The sequence below is a fragment of the Longimicrobium sp. genome (assembly GCF_036388275.1).
GTDB lineage: Bacteria > Gemmatimonadota > Gemmatimonadetes > Longimicrobiales > Longimicrobiaceae > Longimicrobium.
In genome coordinates this window covers 48,879-63,751 of sequence record NZ_DASVSF010000109.1, presented here as the reverse complement: position 1 = coordinate 63,751, position 14,873 = coordinate 48,879, and the positions used below count along the sequence as shown (strand labels likewise).

Here is a 14,873-nt window from a genome sequence, read left to right as displayed (position 1 = left end):
TGCCTGCCTCACGGGACCATGCCGATGTTCTGGACGGGAAGCGGGATCGAGACTGTGAGGCCGTCGGACAGCATCGCGGAGACCATCCCTGGCGTGTCAACCGTCGTGCACTGGGCTCGGGAGCACCCGGACCAGCTGCTGGCGCTGATCGGTCCCTTCGAGATGCACCGGTGGAGCACACACTGGTGAGGTGCCGTACAGCGACGCGGACGACTACGCCGAAGGACTGCACGCCTGGCAGGCCGAGGTGATCAACGCGGCCTGCCCGGTCTGGCTGATGGGCGGGGTCCTCGGGCAGGCACTGCTCAGCTGGCCCGCGTGGTTCGCCGCCGTGGTCCTGCTGGTCGTGCTGATCGCCGGGAACGTCCTCGGGGCGCGGCACTGGGTCCGGAGCAACCCCTGGCCGGACTGAGCGTGTCAGTGTTGACACTGTTGACAGGGAAGCGCATACTTCTCCCATGACGCAGACACTGCTCCCCCAGCCCGAAGTCCGGCACGCGATGGTCGTCATGGCCGTCAGCACCGGCCTGGTCAACCTGCACCGCTTCCCGGTCGTCTCCGTCGAGGAGGCCCGCGACGAGTTCGGCGGCACGCTGGCCGACGCCCTCCTGTTCGTGGACGGCGTCTGCTGCACCGAGTGCGGCACCGAGGCCAGCGAGACCCGGGAGACCAGCGCCTTCGCCCGGGTGTGCCGGTCCTGCGGGGCGGGCGGATGCGCCTGCACCGTCTTCGAGGACCCGCACGCCCGGGATGTCTTCTTCTGCTCCGGGTGCATGGCCCCGTGCCTCTGCCGGGAGTGCGCGGACTGACCTCGATCCAGCTGTGACGGAAGCCCCTCGATCACTCGATCGGGGGGCTTCTGCCGTTCCGGCGTGTTGCTTGTTGACACTGTTGACACGAGGGTGCATACTTCTCTCATGCCGCAGATCAAGAACCCCACCGAGCCCGCCACCGCCGCCCAGATCAGCTTCCTGAACGACCTGGTAGTCAAGCGCGACCTGCCCGACGTGTGCGAGAAGTACCGCTTCGTCAGCCGCCTCGGCGGGTGCCAGAAGGGCCAGGCCAGCGAGTGGATCACCGCGCTGCTGGCCGCGCCGATCAAGACCACGCAGCCCACCGCCAAGCTGATCCAGATCCCCGTCTTCACCGGCGCTGTGGCTCAGCCGGTCATCCCGGCCGCTCCGGTCCTCACCGAGTGCCCGGCCTTCGGCTACTACGAGGTGGACGGCACGCTGTTCTACTGGGACATCACCGGCAAGGACGCCTACCCGATCCTCCGCCAGCTGCACATCACCACCACCTGGGACGGCAAGAAGAAGGGCAGCTGGAAGAAGGCCTACGGCACCGCCGGGAGCACCACGAAGGCCGCCAAGATCGAGGCCACCTTCGTGCCCTACGCGGGCAAGGGCTACAACAAGACCGAGGTCACGAAGACCATCTGGGTCCCCGGCGCGCTGGTCGCCGCTGTGCAGGCGGGCATCAAGCCGCTGAGCCAGGACCAGGCCGCCGCCAAGGGCAAGGCGGTCGGGTTCTGCGTCCGCTGCGGCGCGACGCTCACCGACCCGGTCTCGGTCGCCAACGGCATCGGCCCGGTCTGCGCCACCTACTGGTCCTGATCCACTCCACCCCGAGCCCGGTCCCGGTTCACGCCGGGGCCGGGCTCAACCCCTGAAGGAGACCGCCATGCCCGCTGTTCTCGACACCGCTCAGCGTCGCGCCGCCGCGACTGACTCCCCCCCTGACCACTGCCCGGATCCGACGTGCGAGGGGAAGGTGAGCTGGACGCTGCACGCCCGCGTCTCCTCTCACGCTCCCGGCGACGGGCGGCTCCGCCTCAACGAGGTCGTCCCCCGCGTCGTGCTCATCTGCGACGACTGCGGGGAACCGCTGTGGGTCGTGGAGGACGACGCCGAGCTGGCCGAGTTCGTCGTGGCACCCCGCCCGCCCATCGTCATCAACGTGGTCGGTCGCCGACCCGGCAAGGAGGCCTGACATGGCCAAGAAGCAGATCCCCGCCTGGCAGCTCATGGGCCTGGACGGACCCCCGCCGGTCGTCAACGGGATGCACGACTACGGCACCGTCTGGACGCCGGACACCCCGCGACCCAGCTGGTGGGCCAACGTCCGCAGCGACCTCTACTGGGGCGTCTGGTCCCTGGACTACTGGGGCAAGAAGGTCCGCCGCGACATCGAGCACGGGCGGAAGCAGGACGGGCCCGGCACACTGCGCACGCGGGCCCTGGAGCGCCTGGCGCTGACGCTGGTGGCACTGGTCGCCCAGACCTACCGCGTGGCCCGGAAGGGTGAACCGCAGACCCAGCGCTAAAGGCATCGAGTATTCTTGCCGATGTCAACTACACGACGACGAGAGAGGAGGCCTCCCGATGGCCTACGCAGTCCACACGAACCACCCCGAGACCTGGACCCGGCGCGAGGAGAACTTCACCTCGTGGCGGTTCTGGGCCAAGGAGAACGCCCCCTGGACCGGCGTCGGGATTGACGAAATGGCCGAGATCCTGCGGGCCGTCTGCACCGAACCGGTGCCCGCCGACCTGCGCGCGCTGTGCGAAACGCTGGACGACGGCGGGGACCTCGACGCAGACGCCGCCAGGACGATCCTGAAGCTCTCGGAGACCGTCATGGAGCCCGAGACCCGCGAGGTGTTCGCAGCGGGCGTCCAGAGCGGCTACGGGGTGCGGGTCGTGTTCTCCCAGGCCCTGGGCAGCGCGGTGTCCGCCTCGGCGTACCTGGAGAAGTTCGGGTCCGACTCCGAGCACTGAGCCAGCACCGTCTGCACGATCTGAGGCATGAGCAGCGCCGCCCGATCCCCCATCAGGGACTCGGCGGCGCTTTCTGCTGTCTGGCAGAGGATGGCGCGGTAGCGGGTGACCTCCAGCATCGTGTCCGGCGCGATGCCGTGGCCCAGCTCGGGGCGGCAGTCCGGGCACGGCACCCGCTGGACGGAGTCCTCACCGAACGCGGCAGCCTTCGACCAGGGCACCATGCGGTGGTTGACACGCAGGCAGGTCGGCTGGTGGGCCACGGTGGAGCGCCCGATCTTCGAGATCAGGTAGTGGCCGTCCACCATCCGGTAGACGACCAGCTCACTCCAGCGCGGGGAGCTGCCGCGCTGGGAGGTGGCCGCGCCGATCACGGCGGCCTGGAAGCGCAGCACGCGCTGGCCGTCCCGGACCGTGCGCAGGCCTACCTCACCCATCGCTGGAGCTGTCCCCCTCGGTCTTGACCCGGTACAGGCTGGTGCCGGGCCCGTTGGCCGGACCGCCCGCTGGCCGGATCCGGGTCATCATCCCTCGGTCCACGAGGGACTTCAGGCGGCTGGCGACCCGCTGGGTGTTGATGCCCGGGTGGGTGCCCTCCTCCGCCAGGACCCGGGTGATCTCCATTGGGCGCATGGCCTCGGTGGCGATCTCCAGGATCCGCACGTCCAGCGGCATGAGCGGGCGACGGCCGGGTGCCGACCGAGCCGGAGGCTCCCGCAACTCGATCTTCGTCATGGCCTGAGAATAGCGTCCGGACTCAACAGCGCCGGGCCGTCTCACCCGTTACGGGGCGACCGGGCCGGGAGCAGCACCGATCCGGACCATCGCGCACGGCGCGGTGTCGATCGCGGCCATCATCGTGGTCTGGTACATGACCTTGTTCCGGCGGACCGAGCGGACGATGTCCTCCGCGTTGACATCGGACAGCGTGATCTCGATCGGGCCGGTGAAGAAGGCCGGGGGCACCGGGGAGAGCCCGGGGATGTCGTAGTAGCCCGCCGAGATGACCACCGGGTCACCCCAGGGCGTGCGGTCCTCGCCGTTGGCCGGATCCAGCTCGATGACACCGGCCTTGCGCAGCCGGATGGCTGAGGTCGGGTTCGTGTGCAGGATCGGCTGGAGCCCGAAGGTCTTGCCGAAGAACAACCGGCGCGCGTCGGTGATGGCCGTGGCCAGGGCGTCGTTGTCGCCCGGAGCCGGGGCTGGGACCTCGTCCACGTCCGGGTTGCCGATCCAGGTGTCGGCGATGCCCTGACGGACCAGCAGGCCCCGGCTGACGGGGATCTCGGCGTTGTCCCGCAGCGTGTTGGCCAGCCACTGCTCGTCGTCGTCCCGGGCTGCCCGGGTGTTGCGCACCATCGTGGCCACGAAGCCGAAGGGGATCACCCGGTAGCCGCAGTTCTCGTCGGCATCCAGGTTCTCCGCGTCCCCGACCACATCGGCCGTGACCTCCGGGTCGCACTCGGACAGGAAGATCGAGAGCCCTCCACAGCCGCGCTGCTCGGTGTCCCAGCCGCGCGTCCAGTCTCCGGTGCCGGGCTTGACCTCGGCGGCGTCCAGCAGCTTCACCAGGGGTTCTCCTTCAGTCTGGCGGCCTGCGCCGCACGGTGTTCAGGGTGTCACAGAGAGGTGACCCGCAGCGTTCCATGCCCGAACAGGCGGGCGTCGTAGAGCACCGAGCGGGCCATGATCCCGCTGGCCACCCCCGAGGACAGCAGCTCCGACCAGTGCAGCGGCAGCGGGATCCAGCTGGTGTTGCCGACGCCGGAGACCGGGAAGGACCGGCTCTGCTCCATCACCGGCAGCTCGACCGTGTCAACCGGCGACGGGCCGCCCGGCGTCGTCTTGTGCAGGGTCAGCTCCACGAAGCCGCCGGACTCCACCATCAGCTCGACCTCGAACTGGCCGAGCGAGAGGTTCGCCATCCCGGCCAGCGCGGCCGGGCTGTAGAACCAGACGCCCGAGCTGGCCTGCTGGGCCGACTGCACAAGCGTTCCGGCCAGGTCCACCCAGTGGCCCTGCGGGTAGGCATCGGAGACCTGCCAGTTGGACATCGTCAGCGGGTCGATCGCCAGCACCGTCGGGATGCCCGGGTCCGGTGCCGCCCCGCCCGTGGGGGTCGGGGATCCGAGCGCGATCATCCCGAAGTCCTGCTGGGCCAGCAGGTAGACGTACTGGCCAGCGACCGGCACCCAGGCACCCTGCATGTAGGGCACCCGGGTGAACTGGCCGCCGCGCACTGAGACCGTCAGCGTGCCCGTCTGGACGCTGATGATCAGGCCCTTGGTCAGGGTGGCCCCGTTGTCCCCCAGGCTGGCCAGGAGGGCTCCCAGGTCAGGCATCAGCCAACCCCGTTCTGCTGGCCGTCGTTGTTGCTGAAGTCCTCGTTCGTGGTCAGCACGTCAGCGGACCAGGCCCCGGTGCCCATGCCCAGCGCGGTCTTCTGGATCAGGAAGGTCTCGACCCTGCCGGGGTCCTGCTCGGAGACGATCCGGACGGCGTCCCCGCCCTCCAGGAACGGGATCGGCAGCGCCCCGATGGACAGCGTGTTGTTCGTGGCCAGGGACTCCCCCAGCAGCAGGTTGGCGTAGTTCTGGCACTGCGCGGCCGTGGTGAAGAACTGGCTGGAGTAGTACCTGACCCGCTGGCCGTAGGGCCCGTAGAAGTACGTCGGGCTGTCCGGCCGGTTGTCGAAGGCGTAGGCGTAGACCGGCGGGGTCTCGGTGTCGGAGGAGGTGCCGGAGACCGAGACGGCGTTGTAGACCTGGTCCCGGGTGCTCGACCGGGACTCATCGACCAGCACCCCGCCCTCGCCACCGGCGACCTGGAAGGCGCTGACCAGCTTGGACAGCACCGGCATGTCGGTGATGTAGAACCGGCCGTCGTGCCCGGCCCAGACCTCGGCCTGGATCGAGGTGGCCAGCTGCGTGATCGCGGCCCAGCGGTCGGTGTCCCAGGGCGCGGTGGCCTGGACCTTCTTGTCCCGGCTGCACAGGACGACGAACTCGACGTTCTTCAGCGCCCCGACCTCGCGGACCAGGTTCTTGATCGCGGTGATCGTGGACATCCCGTAGGGCGGCGTCCGGGGCGAGAGGAACGTGGACTCGATGACGTAGTTCTCCAGGCCCTTCAGGGTCAGGGAGAGCGAGCCCCGGTTCGTGCGCTTGTAGTCGAAGACCTGGTACTCCCCGACCGGGACGACCTCCTTGGTCCCGATCGAGGAGAGCCCGTACCGCAGCTCCACCCGGGTGCCCAGGGCGTTCAGCGGCAGGGAGTCCCAGGGGTACATGGCCATCTCGACGGACGCCTCGTACCGGGTATTGCGGGTCCGGTCGGTTGACACGGACCCGGTCACCACCGGCACGTCGTTCTCCAGCACGCGGTCGCCGTAGAGGATGTCCATCTCGGTGACGACGGTGCGGGAGTAGCGCAAGGCGTCCTTGAACAGGGCGGTCCCGGGGATCATGCAGAACCCAGCGAGACATCGGCCCACAGGCCCTCGTCCTTCAGCGCACCCCACGTGTCGTAGACCTGCTTGACCGTGGTCCAGGTGGCCACCGAGGCGGCCTCGATCAGGCCCACCGGGCGCTCGACCCGCACGAACGGCACGACCCAGACCCGCTCGGGGTTGGGCCCGAAGTGCGGCCCGATCCGGTCGCTGGTCACGTCCCCGATGTGCAGGTACCAGTCCGACTCCGGGAACCGCACGTCCGGGTTGCGGAAGAAAAGGATCCGGCCGGGGTCGAACATGCGCTCGGCCTCGGCGGCCTCGGCCAGCGTCTTGGTCAGGAAGGTGAACTGCCCCGACGCCCAGGCCCGCCGCTGGCTGACGGCGACCTTGGCCCCACGGTTGAGCACGTCGTAGAGGGTCGCCCGCGCGGTGAAGGACAGCGGCGCGAGACCCAGCAGCTCGAACCAGACCCCGAGGGTGGCCGACACCGGGTCGGACAGGTAGACCGGCAGCTTCAGTGGCAGATCCCTGCGCGAAGGCCGGGTGACCGTGACCGAGGTCTTGGAGGAGATGACCGACGGCCCGGTGAAGACCGAGACGCTGGCGTTCGGGGTCCCGTTCCAGGCCATCGTGGCGTCGCGGGTGACGGTGGCCCAGTTGTACCCGGGTGCGAAGTAGGCCCCGGAGTTCACCGGGACGGCGCTGTCGCCGTCGAAGTAGGTCAGCGCAGCGCCCAGGGACATCTCGGACTCCGGCGTGACCATGACCGTGGTCAGCCACCACGAGGTGAAGTACTCACGGAGCGCCTGGCCGTGGAGCAGGACCAGCCGGGACCCGGCCGGGGCCGACTTCGGCACGTCCACCCAGGCCTGGAAGGACAGCCAGTTGCCCGCGCCGTTCGCGCGCACGCCGAGCACCTGGAAGGGCGCGACGACCACTGCGCCCACCGGGGACAGCACGGCGGCCCAGACGGTCACGAAGGGCAGGTTGCCGCTGTTGGTACCCGTGGCGACCTGCTGCCAGGTTCCCCGCCCCCGGAGGTCCCCCCAGGTCCCCTGGCCCTTCACGTCGTTCCACAGCCAGATGTCGGGGTTCGTGTAGCGGATCCGGCCGGAGAAGAACCAGCGGCCGGGCCCGAAGTCCGCCGGGAGGGTGGTGGCCAGCGTCCGGTCGGCCAGCGTGCCGGTCCGCATCCCGGGGTCGTTGCGGCTGATCCGGAACGAAGTCCTGATCGACCCGCCGAGCGCCAGCTCGGGGGCGGTCTCCTGCGCGATCGTCCGGCCGGTCCCTGTCAACCAGTTGTCCGTGCCGTTCGTGGCCTTCGGGTTCAGGATCCGGTTGGACTGGAGGTGGCGGTTGGCGACCTCCAGGGTCGCCTGGTAGATCAGCTCCCGGCCGAACGGCGGCTCCGGGTCCTGCCGGATGAAGCCCCCGGTCTCCTCCTGCGTGAAGTCCCCGCTCCGGATGAGCACCGGGGCACCGCCGGTCTTCTCCGAGCGGGTGAGCCGCACCTGACCGGCCGGGACACCCTGGCCGAGCACCCGGATCATCCCGCGCATCAGATCAGCACGTGCGACAACAGCTTCCTGACCAGCCACGACCTACCCCTTCGTCCCGGTCAGCACGCGACCTGCCAAGGAGTCCTCTCGGTCCTCCACCACCACGTCGATGATCTCCGTCAGCTCCCGCTCACCGATGTAGACGCGCACGTCCGTGCCGCCGCTGCCCCCGCCAGAACCGTCGGCCAGGAGGTTGATGATCGCCCGGTCTCTGGTTGACAAGCCCGAGGAGTCCAGCGGCTCGACGCGCTCCGGCCGTCCGGCCTCGGCGATCATCGCCAGCGTGCCGCCACCCAGCGGGGAGATGGTTCCGCCCTTGGCCAGCAGCGGGATCTTCGGGATGGTCGGGATGTCCGCACCGGGCAGCATGTTGGCCACGCCGATGGCGGCGTTCAGGCCGCTGATCACGCCGTTCACCGTGCTGATCATCCCGTTGGCCGCCGTCTTCAGGCCGTCCAGGATGCCCTCGCCGATGTCGCCGATCGTGCCCCAGACCGCGTTGATCAGGCCCTTGATCCGGTCCAGAGCGCCCTGGATGAAGCCCTCGATGTTGCCCCAGACCGTCTCGATGGTGGACTTGGCGGTCCCCATCGCGGTGCTGATCGCAGTGGAGATGCCGGTCCAGACCGTGGAGATCGCAGTGGAGATCCCACCGATGACGGTCCCGATGAAGCCGGAGATCCCGTTCCAGATCGACTCGACAACGCCCTTGATCGCGTTCAGCGCGGTCTCGATGTTGCCGCGCATGATCTCCCAGCGGCCCTGGACGAAGTCCACGATCGCGCCGACGACGGTGTTGATGAAGCCGGAGATCGCATCCCAGACCGAGTGGACGACATCGCTGATCGCCTGGATCGCTGCCCCGACGGCGTCCTTCATCCCGTTCCAGGCCGAGACGATGAAGTCCCAGATCGCCTGGATGATCGGCTGGAGGAAGCCCCAGATCGCGTTCCAGACCCCGATGACGAAGTCCGAGATGGCCTGCACCGTCGCGCTCACCGCGTCGTAGATCGCGGTCCAGGCGGCCTGGATCCAGTCCCAGAGCACCTGGACCACGGCGGTCACGGCGGCCGACAGTTCCTGCCAGATCAAGATCACGACGCCGTAGAAGATCCGGATCGGCAGCAGCAGCAGCGGGAAGACCCGGATCCAGATCTCGTAGAGCACGTTCACGAAGCCCTGGACCACGGCCATGATCCCGTTGAAGACCGCGACGAAGAAGCCGCCGATGGCCGTCAGGATCGGCTGGATGAAGCCCCAGATCGCCGTGAAGACCGTCGTGATGACCAGCAGGTAGGCGTTGAAGATCATCTGGATGAAGCCCAGGATCCCGTTGAAGACCGAGACGATGAAGTCCCGGATCGCGCCGATCGGCCCGGAGATGAAGGCCAGCGCGGCGTTCCACGCGGTGGAGATGGCCGCGCCGATCGTGGCGAAGACCCCGGCGAACCAGCCGCCCAGCCCGCTCAGGAAGCTCGTGATCGCGTTCCAGGCGGTCGTGAAGGCCTCGACCAGCCAGTTGAAAGCGATGACCAGTCCGTCGATGGCCGCGCTGATGGCCACCTTGATGGCGTTCCAGGCGGCAGCCAGGATCGCGCGCCCGGTCTCGGTCTGGGTCAGGAACCAGACCAGGGCGATCACGACAGCCGCGATGGCCAGCGGGATGCCACCGAAGACGGCAGCCAGCACCCGGATGATGCCGATGATCAGCTGGATCGCAGGCCAGAGCAGCTTCAGGACGTTCACGACCAGCATGACCGTCTTCATCATCACCGCGAGCCCGGCCACGAAGGCCAGCAGCTGACCCACCCCGGGGATGGCCAGCACGGCGGAGATGATCGCCAGCAGGTTGGAGAACGCGCCGGTCAGAGCTGAGAGCACGCCGCTATCGGCCAGCTGCGTGATGACCTGGACCAGGTTCAGGAAGGTGTCCATCAGCGCCGGGCCAGCGGCGTCCTTGATGCTGTTGAACATCTGCGCGATCGGCGGGCCGAGAGCCTTCAGCCCGTCCAGGCCCTGGGTCACGGCGGTGAGGTCGGTGTCCTCCAGGGCCCCCAGCCCGGCCTTGCCGAGCGGGATGAAGATGTCCAGCACCTGCCCCGCGATGTCCCGCATCTTCTCGAAGAAGGCGGTCATCCGGGTCTGGTTGGTCTCGTCCCCGGTCCATGCCCGGAACGACGCGGCCACGTCGTGCAGGTTGGTCAGCATCCCGCCGCTGGCCCCGAAGGCGGCCTTGAAGACGTTGACCACGCCCGCGCCGAAGTCCCACAGGATGCCGACGAAGTAGCGCAGCGCGTCGAACGATCGGGTGATGAAGCCGTCCAGGGCACCGGTGGCCTCAGCGGCACCCATCGTCCGGGCGGCCCACTCGCCCAGATCCTGGATCCCCTGGCCCAGGAAGTCGGTCACCGGGCCCAGGTGGGACAACAGGATCAGCGCGGCCTGGGCGAAGCCGACCATCCCGGCCCCGGCCCCGGCCACGAAGGTGTTGTTGTTGGCCAGGACGGTGTTCAGCCGCTCGACGTTGGCCGAGGTGGTGGCCATGTCGGCGAAGTCCTGGATGATCCCGGCCGCGACGAAGCCCAGGGTCTCCAGCTGGAGGTTCAGGGCAGGGAACAGCTGGTCGGACATCTGCTGGAGCGCGGGCGCAGCTGTCGCCAGGCCAGCGGCCACGGGCTCGGCGAACGCCGTCTTCAGGTTCAGCAGGTTGCCCCGGAAGACCTCCATCGCGGGGGACTGCACGTCCATCGCGGCCTTCAGCAGGCCCATGCTGATGGTGATCGCAGCGAGCCCGCCTACCGCCGCGAGCGCGCCACCGGCTACCGCTGGACCCAGCGCTGCCAGCCCGGTGATGACGGTTGACACCAGTGCACCGGCGACCGCGCCACCGAAGGCGACCATCGAGGGCAGCACGGTGATCGCCGTGCCGAGCATGGCGAACAGCGACCCGGAGAGCGCCTTCTTCAGGCCGCCCTCGGTCTGCTTCTTGAAGTCCGTCGTGAACTTGTCGATGGAGGGCTTGAACTTCTCGCCGAAGCCCTGGACCTCGGTCTTGGCGGACTCGAAGCTGTTGGTCACGGCCGAGACGACCTTGACCCGCAGGCTCTTGTTCATGTTCTCGCCCATGCGGCGACCGATCTGGTCGCCGATGGAGTCCGCGAGCGGGCCCATCTTCTCGTTGATGCCGTCGCCCAGCGCCTTGCCGGTGCTGTCGCTGACCTTCTTGCCTACGTCCTCCCCGGCCTTGTCCAGGTCGGCGGAGGAGGCATCGACGGACTGCTTGACGGACTTGCCGATGTCGTTGGCCAGGGTGTCGCCGATGACCTTCAGCCGGACGAACGCTGTCCCGACGATTGCCACCCGCGCACCCCCCTGTCCTGTACGGCTTGTCCCGTCCGGCGGGGCCCGTGTCAACCGAGCCCCGCCGGTCCTGCTACCTCCCCAGCAGGTGGGGCGGCACGTCGCTCACGTCCTCACCCGAGGCCATCTGCTCGGCCACCTTCGTGGCCCTGGCCAGGTTGACCCTGACCCGATCCCGGGCGTCGTGCTGTTCCTTGTCCTCGATCGACCTCTCCTCCAGCCAGTGCTCTACGAGGTCGTAGAACTCGTCAGCTGTGAGGGTCGTGAGTACTCGACGATGTCCCCGGCTGAGGGCGTAGCCGGAGAACCGTCGCCAGTTGAGGTCCCCTCCGATGTACTGCCGGAGTTCGTCCCAGTAGGGCGTCCACCCGAGTACACCTCCGCGAGCCAGCCAGCGACCTCGACCAGGGTGTCCAGCGGGATGCCCTCGTCGTCGTCGTTGATCATGTCCCAGAAGCGGGAGCGGCCCTCCTTCTGGAGGGCGGAGTCGAAGAACTGGCGGATCGCGGGGATGGCCTTCGCGCCGTCGGAGGCGGCCTCGGGAGAGCCCTCGGCCTCGTCCTTGATCGAGGAGAACATCTCGGCGAAGCGCATCAGCGAACCGGCGGCCATCCGGTCGCGGCAGGGGAAGTTCTGGATCCCCCGGATCGGGCCCTCCAGGTCGAAGCTGATCGGCTCGACCGCCGCAGCGACCCTGAACGTCTTGCGTGGCATCGACATCTCCATCTCATCAGCGGGGCGTGCACGTGCGCTTGCAGTCTGTCAGCCGGTCATGTCAACCGCCGCGCTCCCACATGCTCAGGGCGGCCTCCAGGCCGCGCTCCAGGAACTTGTAGGGCTTGTTGCCGGGGTGCTGGACGGACTTGAAGTGCACGACCCGGCCGACCTTGGGCCAGTAGAAGGTCAGCACCCCACCGGGGTTCTTCGGCTTGATCGGGTGCGGCTTGGTCCCCTGGTCCACGAACAGCGTGTAGCCCACGTCGGAGCCCGCATCGAACTGGATCCCCCGGGACCAGGTGCCCTTCTTGTAGTGCATCCCGGCAGTCATCACGCCCGAGCGCCGGTTGGCCAGGCCACGGATCCGGAAGACGGCCTCCATCGCCAGGCGGTTGACCGACTGGCCCACGGGCCCGGTCCACCCGGCGAACTCCTTGATGGCTGCCTCGTCGGGGACCCATTCGACCTTGGTCCGGGCCATCAGAAGGTGCCGACCGCCAGCAGCTGGACGTTCAGCTCGACGGTCTGGAAGCCGCCGGAGGGAGCGTTCGTGACCACCGAGATGTCCGAGCCGATCTCGTCCAGCCGGTTGACAGCCTCCAGCAGGATCTCGGCGTCCGAGCTGGCCAGGCGCGCGGCCTCGATCATCATCTCCATCGAGGGCGGGGTCTTGCCCTTCTGCACGGCGGGTGTGCAGCGGGTGATGATCACCGAGTAGCTGCCCATCCAGCGCCACGGCTTGCAGATGGTCGGCCCGTCGGCGGCCGGGGTGGGGTTCCAGCCGGTGAACAGCACGGCGACCTGCTCACAGTCGGCCGGGATCGGGGCCATGTAGACCGACTGCCTGGCCGGGAGCGGGGTGCCCTTGGCAAGGGCGGCGGCTTTCACGATCTCCAGCAAGGCCTCACCCATGCTGGAGAGGGTCGAAGGCCCGGTGCTGGCACCGGCCTCGGCCGCCTCGATCATCGCGGCAGCCGCAGCATCGGCCTCAGCCAGCCGGTCGGCCGCGAACGGGTCGGTCCGGGCGTAGGTCATGGCTCAGGCCCTCCGCAGCCGCACACCGACGCCTGGAGGTGAGTCCGGGGTGTAGACCCCCGACGGCCGCAGCGCGCGCTTCGGGTTGATCTGGGACAGCCAGGCGTCCACGGTCGGCAGCCCGGTGCGGCCCTTGTCCAGGTAGTCCTGCGGGGTGATCAGCTCCATGCTGATGCCCTCGCGCGTGAGGCTGGTGACCCGGTCGGGCAGCTGGCACTCGCCGTCCTCGATGAAGGACAGGTAGAGCTGGCGGGCGTAGGCCAGCAGCGCGTTGCGAGCGCCCCGGGTGAGGGTGGAGCCGAAGCGGTACTCGACCCGCAGGATCTGCTGCCCGGACGCGCCGCAGGCAGAGCCGCCGCGCCAGCCCGGCACAGCGCCCGCTGAGCCGAAGAAGTGGATGGTGGAGCCCACGAGCCGGTAGGTCTTCCGGATCGGGCTCTCAGAGCCGCTGAGCGGGTCCACCACGTTGATGCCGAGGACTTCGAGGACCGGCCCGTAGACCGGCGAGATCCGGCGGACGTTCGGCGTGGAGATCATCTCCTCCACCTGCGTCCCGGCCGGGTGGATCAGGTGCCCGGTCGCCAGCGTCAGGATCTCGCTGGCAACAGCCAGGGCCAGGACCAGGTCTTCGTCCGGCTCGGCCGGTGCGGTCTCAGGTGCCGCCTGCCCCGTGACGGCAGCGAAGACGGAGGGGTCGGTGGGGTCAACCCAGAGCATCCGAACACCCTCCGCCTTCGCTGGTCATGCCATGTCAACCGGGGCGAACCCCGGCCCGATCAGGTCGCGGAGCCCGCAACCCAGGCGGTGCCGTTCCAGTGTGCCGTCGTACCGTCCGCCAGGACGATCCGCTGCCCGACGGTCCAGGCAGTGGTCGGCGTGGCGACGACATCCTCCAGCGCATCGAGGTCGGCCGGAGCGTCCGCGCCCGGAGGCGTGAACATGCCCGGCGTGCCCGCCGTCGCGCCGGTGGCCACGATGGCCGGAGCCGGAGCCCGACCGGCGACCCAGGCGGCCCCGTCCCAGTACGCCTCGGTGTTGTCCCGCAGCGTGACGAACTCGTTGGGGTCCCAGGCGGTGGTGCTGCCCAGAGCGCCCTGCGACTGGAGGTCGGCCAGATCGGCCGGTCGCGTGGCGTTGACCGGGCTGAAGACGCCCGGATCCCCAGCGGTGATCCGCACGATCGGGATCCCGAGGTTGTCGAACTGACCCTTCAGCCCCAGCGGCGCGAAGAAGCTGCGCGTGTAGAGGAAGGGCCGGTCCGTGTGGGCCGGGAAGCGCCAGTCGAAGGCACCAGCGGGCGGAGCCGGGGTGACTCCGGCCAGGTCCAGGTTCGGACCGGAGCCGAAGGCCTCGTTGCCCGTGCCCGTGCCTGCGAAGGCCGTGGCCAGGTTGCCGTTCTCGATGACCCGGTCGCCGTCCAGCCGGAACTGCGCCGACGGGAACAGGTAGTGCCAGAACGGGGCGCGGGACGCAGAGCGCCCGTTGACCACCGCGTCGGCCCAGACCTCCACGGCCACGCCGTTCGGGTTGGCCACGGCACCGGCCAGCTCGGAGGCGTAGCCGATGGCCACCATGTCCCCGGCGTCGGTCCCCGAGGGGGCGAAGGTGGAGGTGCCACCAGCGGTCAGCACCTCACCACCGACCAGCATCTGCGTCAGGACGGGGTCCGGGTCGCAGATGCTCATGCTCAGCCCGACGTTCTTCAGGGTGTCGGGGAGCTTGTAGTAGACGCAGGTCTCTCCAGCGGCGTTCTTGATCTCGATCTCGTCGCCCTCGGAGTACTCCGGGGTGAACTGGAACGAGATGAAGCCGCCGGTCAGGTACACGTCACACGAGGATCCGGTGATGGGTGCACCGTCGGACCCCAGCTGCGTCACCCGAAGCGCGCGGCCTCGGACTGAAGCGGCGTTGTCCTGCACGTAACCAGGCACGATCTGTCCCTCCTCTCTCTGTCAACCAGCCTCAGCGAGG

The 14,873-nt window shown here is 68.8% G+C and carries 19 protein-coding genes; 7 read left to right on the top strand and 12 right to left on the bottom strand.

Annotation, left to right across the window (positions count from 1 at the left end; all coding sequences use genetic code 11):
• Positions 1–24: 24 nt before the first annotated feature.
• From VF632_RS24940 to VF632_RS24910, 7 genes are all read left to right on the top strand, one after another.
• Positions 25–189, top strand: coding sequence for a hypothetical protein (locus VF632_RS24940; protein WP_331025661.1), 165 nt, complete (start codon positions 25–27; stop codon positions 187–189).
• A 1-nt stretch (position 190) separates the two neighbouring features.
• Complete coding sequence (locus VF632_RS24935) at positions 191–412, top strand: hypothetical protein (protein WP_331025660.1); 222 nt, start codon at positions 191–193, stop codon at positions 410–412.
• Positions 413–458: 46 nt separating this feature from the next.
• Positions 459–809: a hypothetical protein gene (locus VF632_RS24930; protein ID WP_331025659.1), complete on the top strand. Its 351-nt coding sequence runs from the start codon at positions 459–461 to the stop codon at positions 807–809.
• A 108-nt stretch (positions 810–917) separates the two neighbouring features.
• The gene (locus VF632_RS24925; protein WP_331025658.1) at positions 918–1,616 is read left to right on the top strand and encodes a DUF6011 domain-containing protein; all 699 of its coding nucleotides are present in this window, start codon (positions 918–920) and stop codon (positions 1,614–1,616) included.
• Positions 1,617–1,683: 67 nt separating this feature from the next.
• The gene (locus VF632_RS24920; protein WP_331025657.1) at positions 1,684–1,992 is read left to right on the top strand and encodes a hypothetical protein; all 309 of its coding nucleotides are present in this window, start codon (positions 1,684–1,686) and stop codon (positions 1,990–1,992) included.
• A gap of 1 nt (position 1,993) precedes the next feature.
• Positions 1,994–2,326 (top strand): hypothetical protein, encoded by a 333-nt coding sequence (locus VF632_RS24915; RefSeq protein ID WP_331025656.1) that lies wholly within the window; start codon positions 1,994–1,996, stop codon positions 2,324–2,326.
• Between the two features lie 58 nt (positions 2,327–2,384).
• Positions 2,385–2,780, top strand: coding sequence for a hypothetical protein (locus tag VF632_RS24910; RefSeq protein ID WP_331025655.1), 396 nt, complete (start codon positions 2,385–2,387; stop codon positions 2,778–2,780).
• Here the strand turns inward: VF632_RS24910 and VF632_RS24905 are convergent.
• The 12 genes from VF632_RS24905 to VF632_RS24850 form a co-directional block, all read right to left on the bottom strand.
• Positions 2,687–3,217, bottom strand: a complete 531-nt coding sequence (locus VF632_RS24905) for a hypothetical protein (protein ID WP_331025654.1) — start codon at positions 3,215–3,217, stop codon at positions 2,687–2,689. The two genes, VF632_RS24910 and VF632_RS24905, sit on opposite strands and share 94 nt — an antisense overlap.
• Positions 3,210–3,515: a hypothetical protein gene (locus VF632_RS24900; protein WP_331025653.1), complete on the bottom strand. Its 306-nt coding sequence runs from the start codon at positions 3,513–3,515 to the stop codon at positions 3,210–3,212. The genes VF632_RS24905 and VF632_RS24900 overlap by 8 nt, the downstream gene beginning before the upstream one ends.
• Before the next feature lie 48 nt (positions 3,516–3,563).
• A complete protein-coding gene (locus VF632_RS24895; protein WP_331025652.1) occupies positions 3,564–4,349 on the bottom strand; it encodes a hypothetical protein in 786 nt (261 codons plus the stop codon).
• A gap of 50 nt (positions 4,350–4,399) precedes the next feature.
• Complete coding sequence (locus VF632_RS24890) at positions 4,400–5,122, bottom strand: hypothetical protein (protein WP_331025651.1); 723 nt, start codon at positions 5,120–5,122, stop codon at positions 4,400–4,402.
• Complete coding sequence (locus tag VF632_RS24885; RefSeq protein WP_331025650.1) at positions 5,122–6,246, bottom strand: hypothetical protein; 1,125 nt, start codon at positions 6,244–6,246, stop codon at positions 5,122–5,124. Before VF632_RS24885 ends, VF632_RS24890 begins: the two co-directional genes overlap by 1 nt.
• The gene (locus VF632_RS24880) at positions 6,243–7,790 is read right to left on the bottom strand and encodes a hypothetical protein (protein ID WP_331025649.1); all 1,548 of its coding nucleotides are present in this window, start codon (positions 7,788–7,790) and stop codon (positions 6,243–6,245) included. Before VF632_RS24880 ends, VF632_RS24885 begins: the two co-directional genes overlap by 4 nt.
• A gap of 42 nt (positions 7,791–7,832) precedes the next feature.
• Complete coding sequence (locus VF632_RS24875) at positions 7,833–11,150, bottom strand: hypothetical protein (RefSeq protein WP_331025648.1); 3,318 nt, start codon at positions 11,148–11,150, stop codon at positions 7,833–7,835.
• Between the two features lie 228 nt (positions 11,151–11,378).
• A complete protein-coding gene (locus VF632_RS24870; protein WP_331025647.1) occupies positions 11,379–11,864 on the bottom strand; it encodes a hypothetical protein in 486 nt (161 codons plus the stop codon).
• 61 nt (positions 11,865–11,925) lie between these two features.
• Positions 11,926–12,348, bottom strand: coding sequence for a hypothetical protein (locus VF632_RS24865; RefSeq protein WP_331025646.1), 423 nt, complete (start codon positions 12,346–12,348; stop codon positions 11,926–11,928).
• Positions 12,348–12,902, bottom strand: coding sequence for a hypothetical protein (locus tag VF632_RS24860; protein WP_331025645.1), 555 nt, complete (start codon positions 12,900–12,902; stop codon positions 12,348–12,350). The genes VF632_RS24865 and VF632_RS24860 overlap by 1 nt, the downstream gene beginning before the upstream one ends.
• A gap of 3 nt (positions 12,903–12,905) precedes the next feature.
• Positions 12,906–13,619 carry a hypothetical protein gene (locus tag VF632_RS24855; RefSeq protein ID WP_331025644.1) on the bottom strand — a complete coding sequence of 238 codons (714 nt, stop codon included), beginning with the start codon at positions 13,617–13,619 and terminating at the stop codon, positions 12,906–12,908.
• Between the two features lie 59 nt (positions 13,620–13,678).
• Positions 13,679–14,833, bottom strand: a complete 1,155-nt coding sequence (locus tag VF632_RS24850) for a hypothetical protein (protein ID WP_331025643.1) — start codon at positions 14,831–14,833, stop codon at positions 13,679–13,681.
• Between the last annotated feature and the right edge of the window lie 40 nt (positions 14,834–14,873).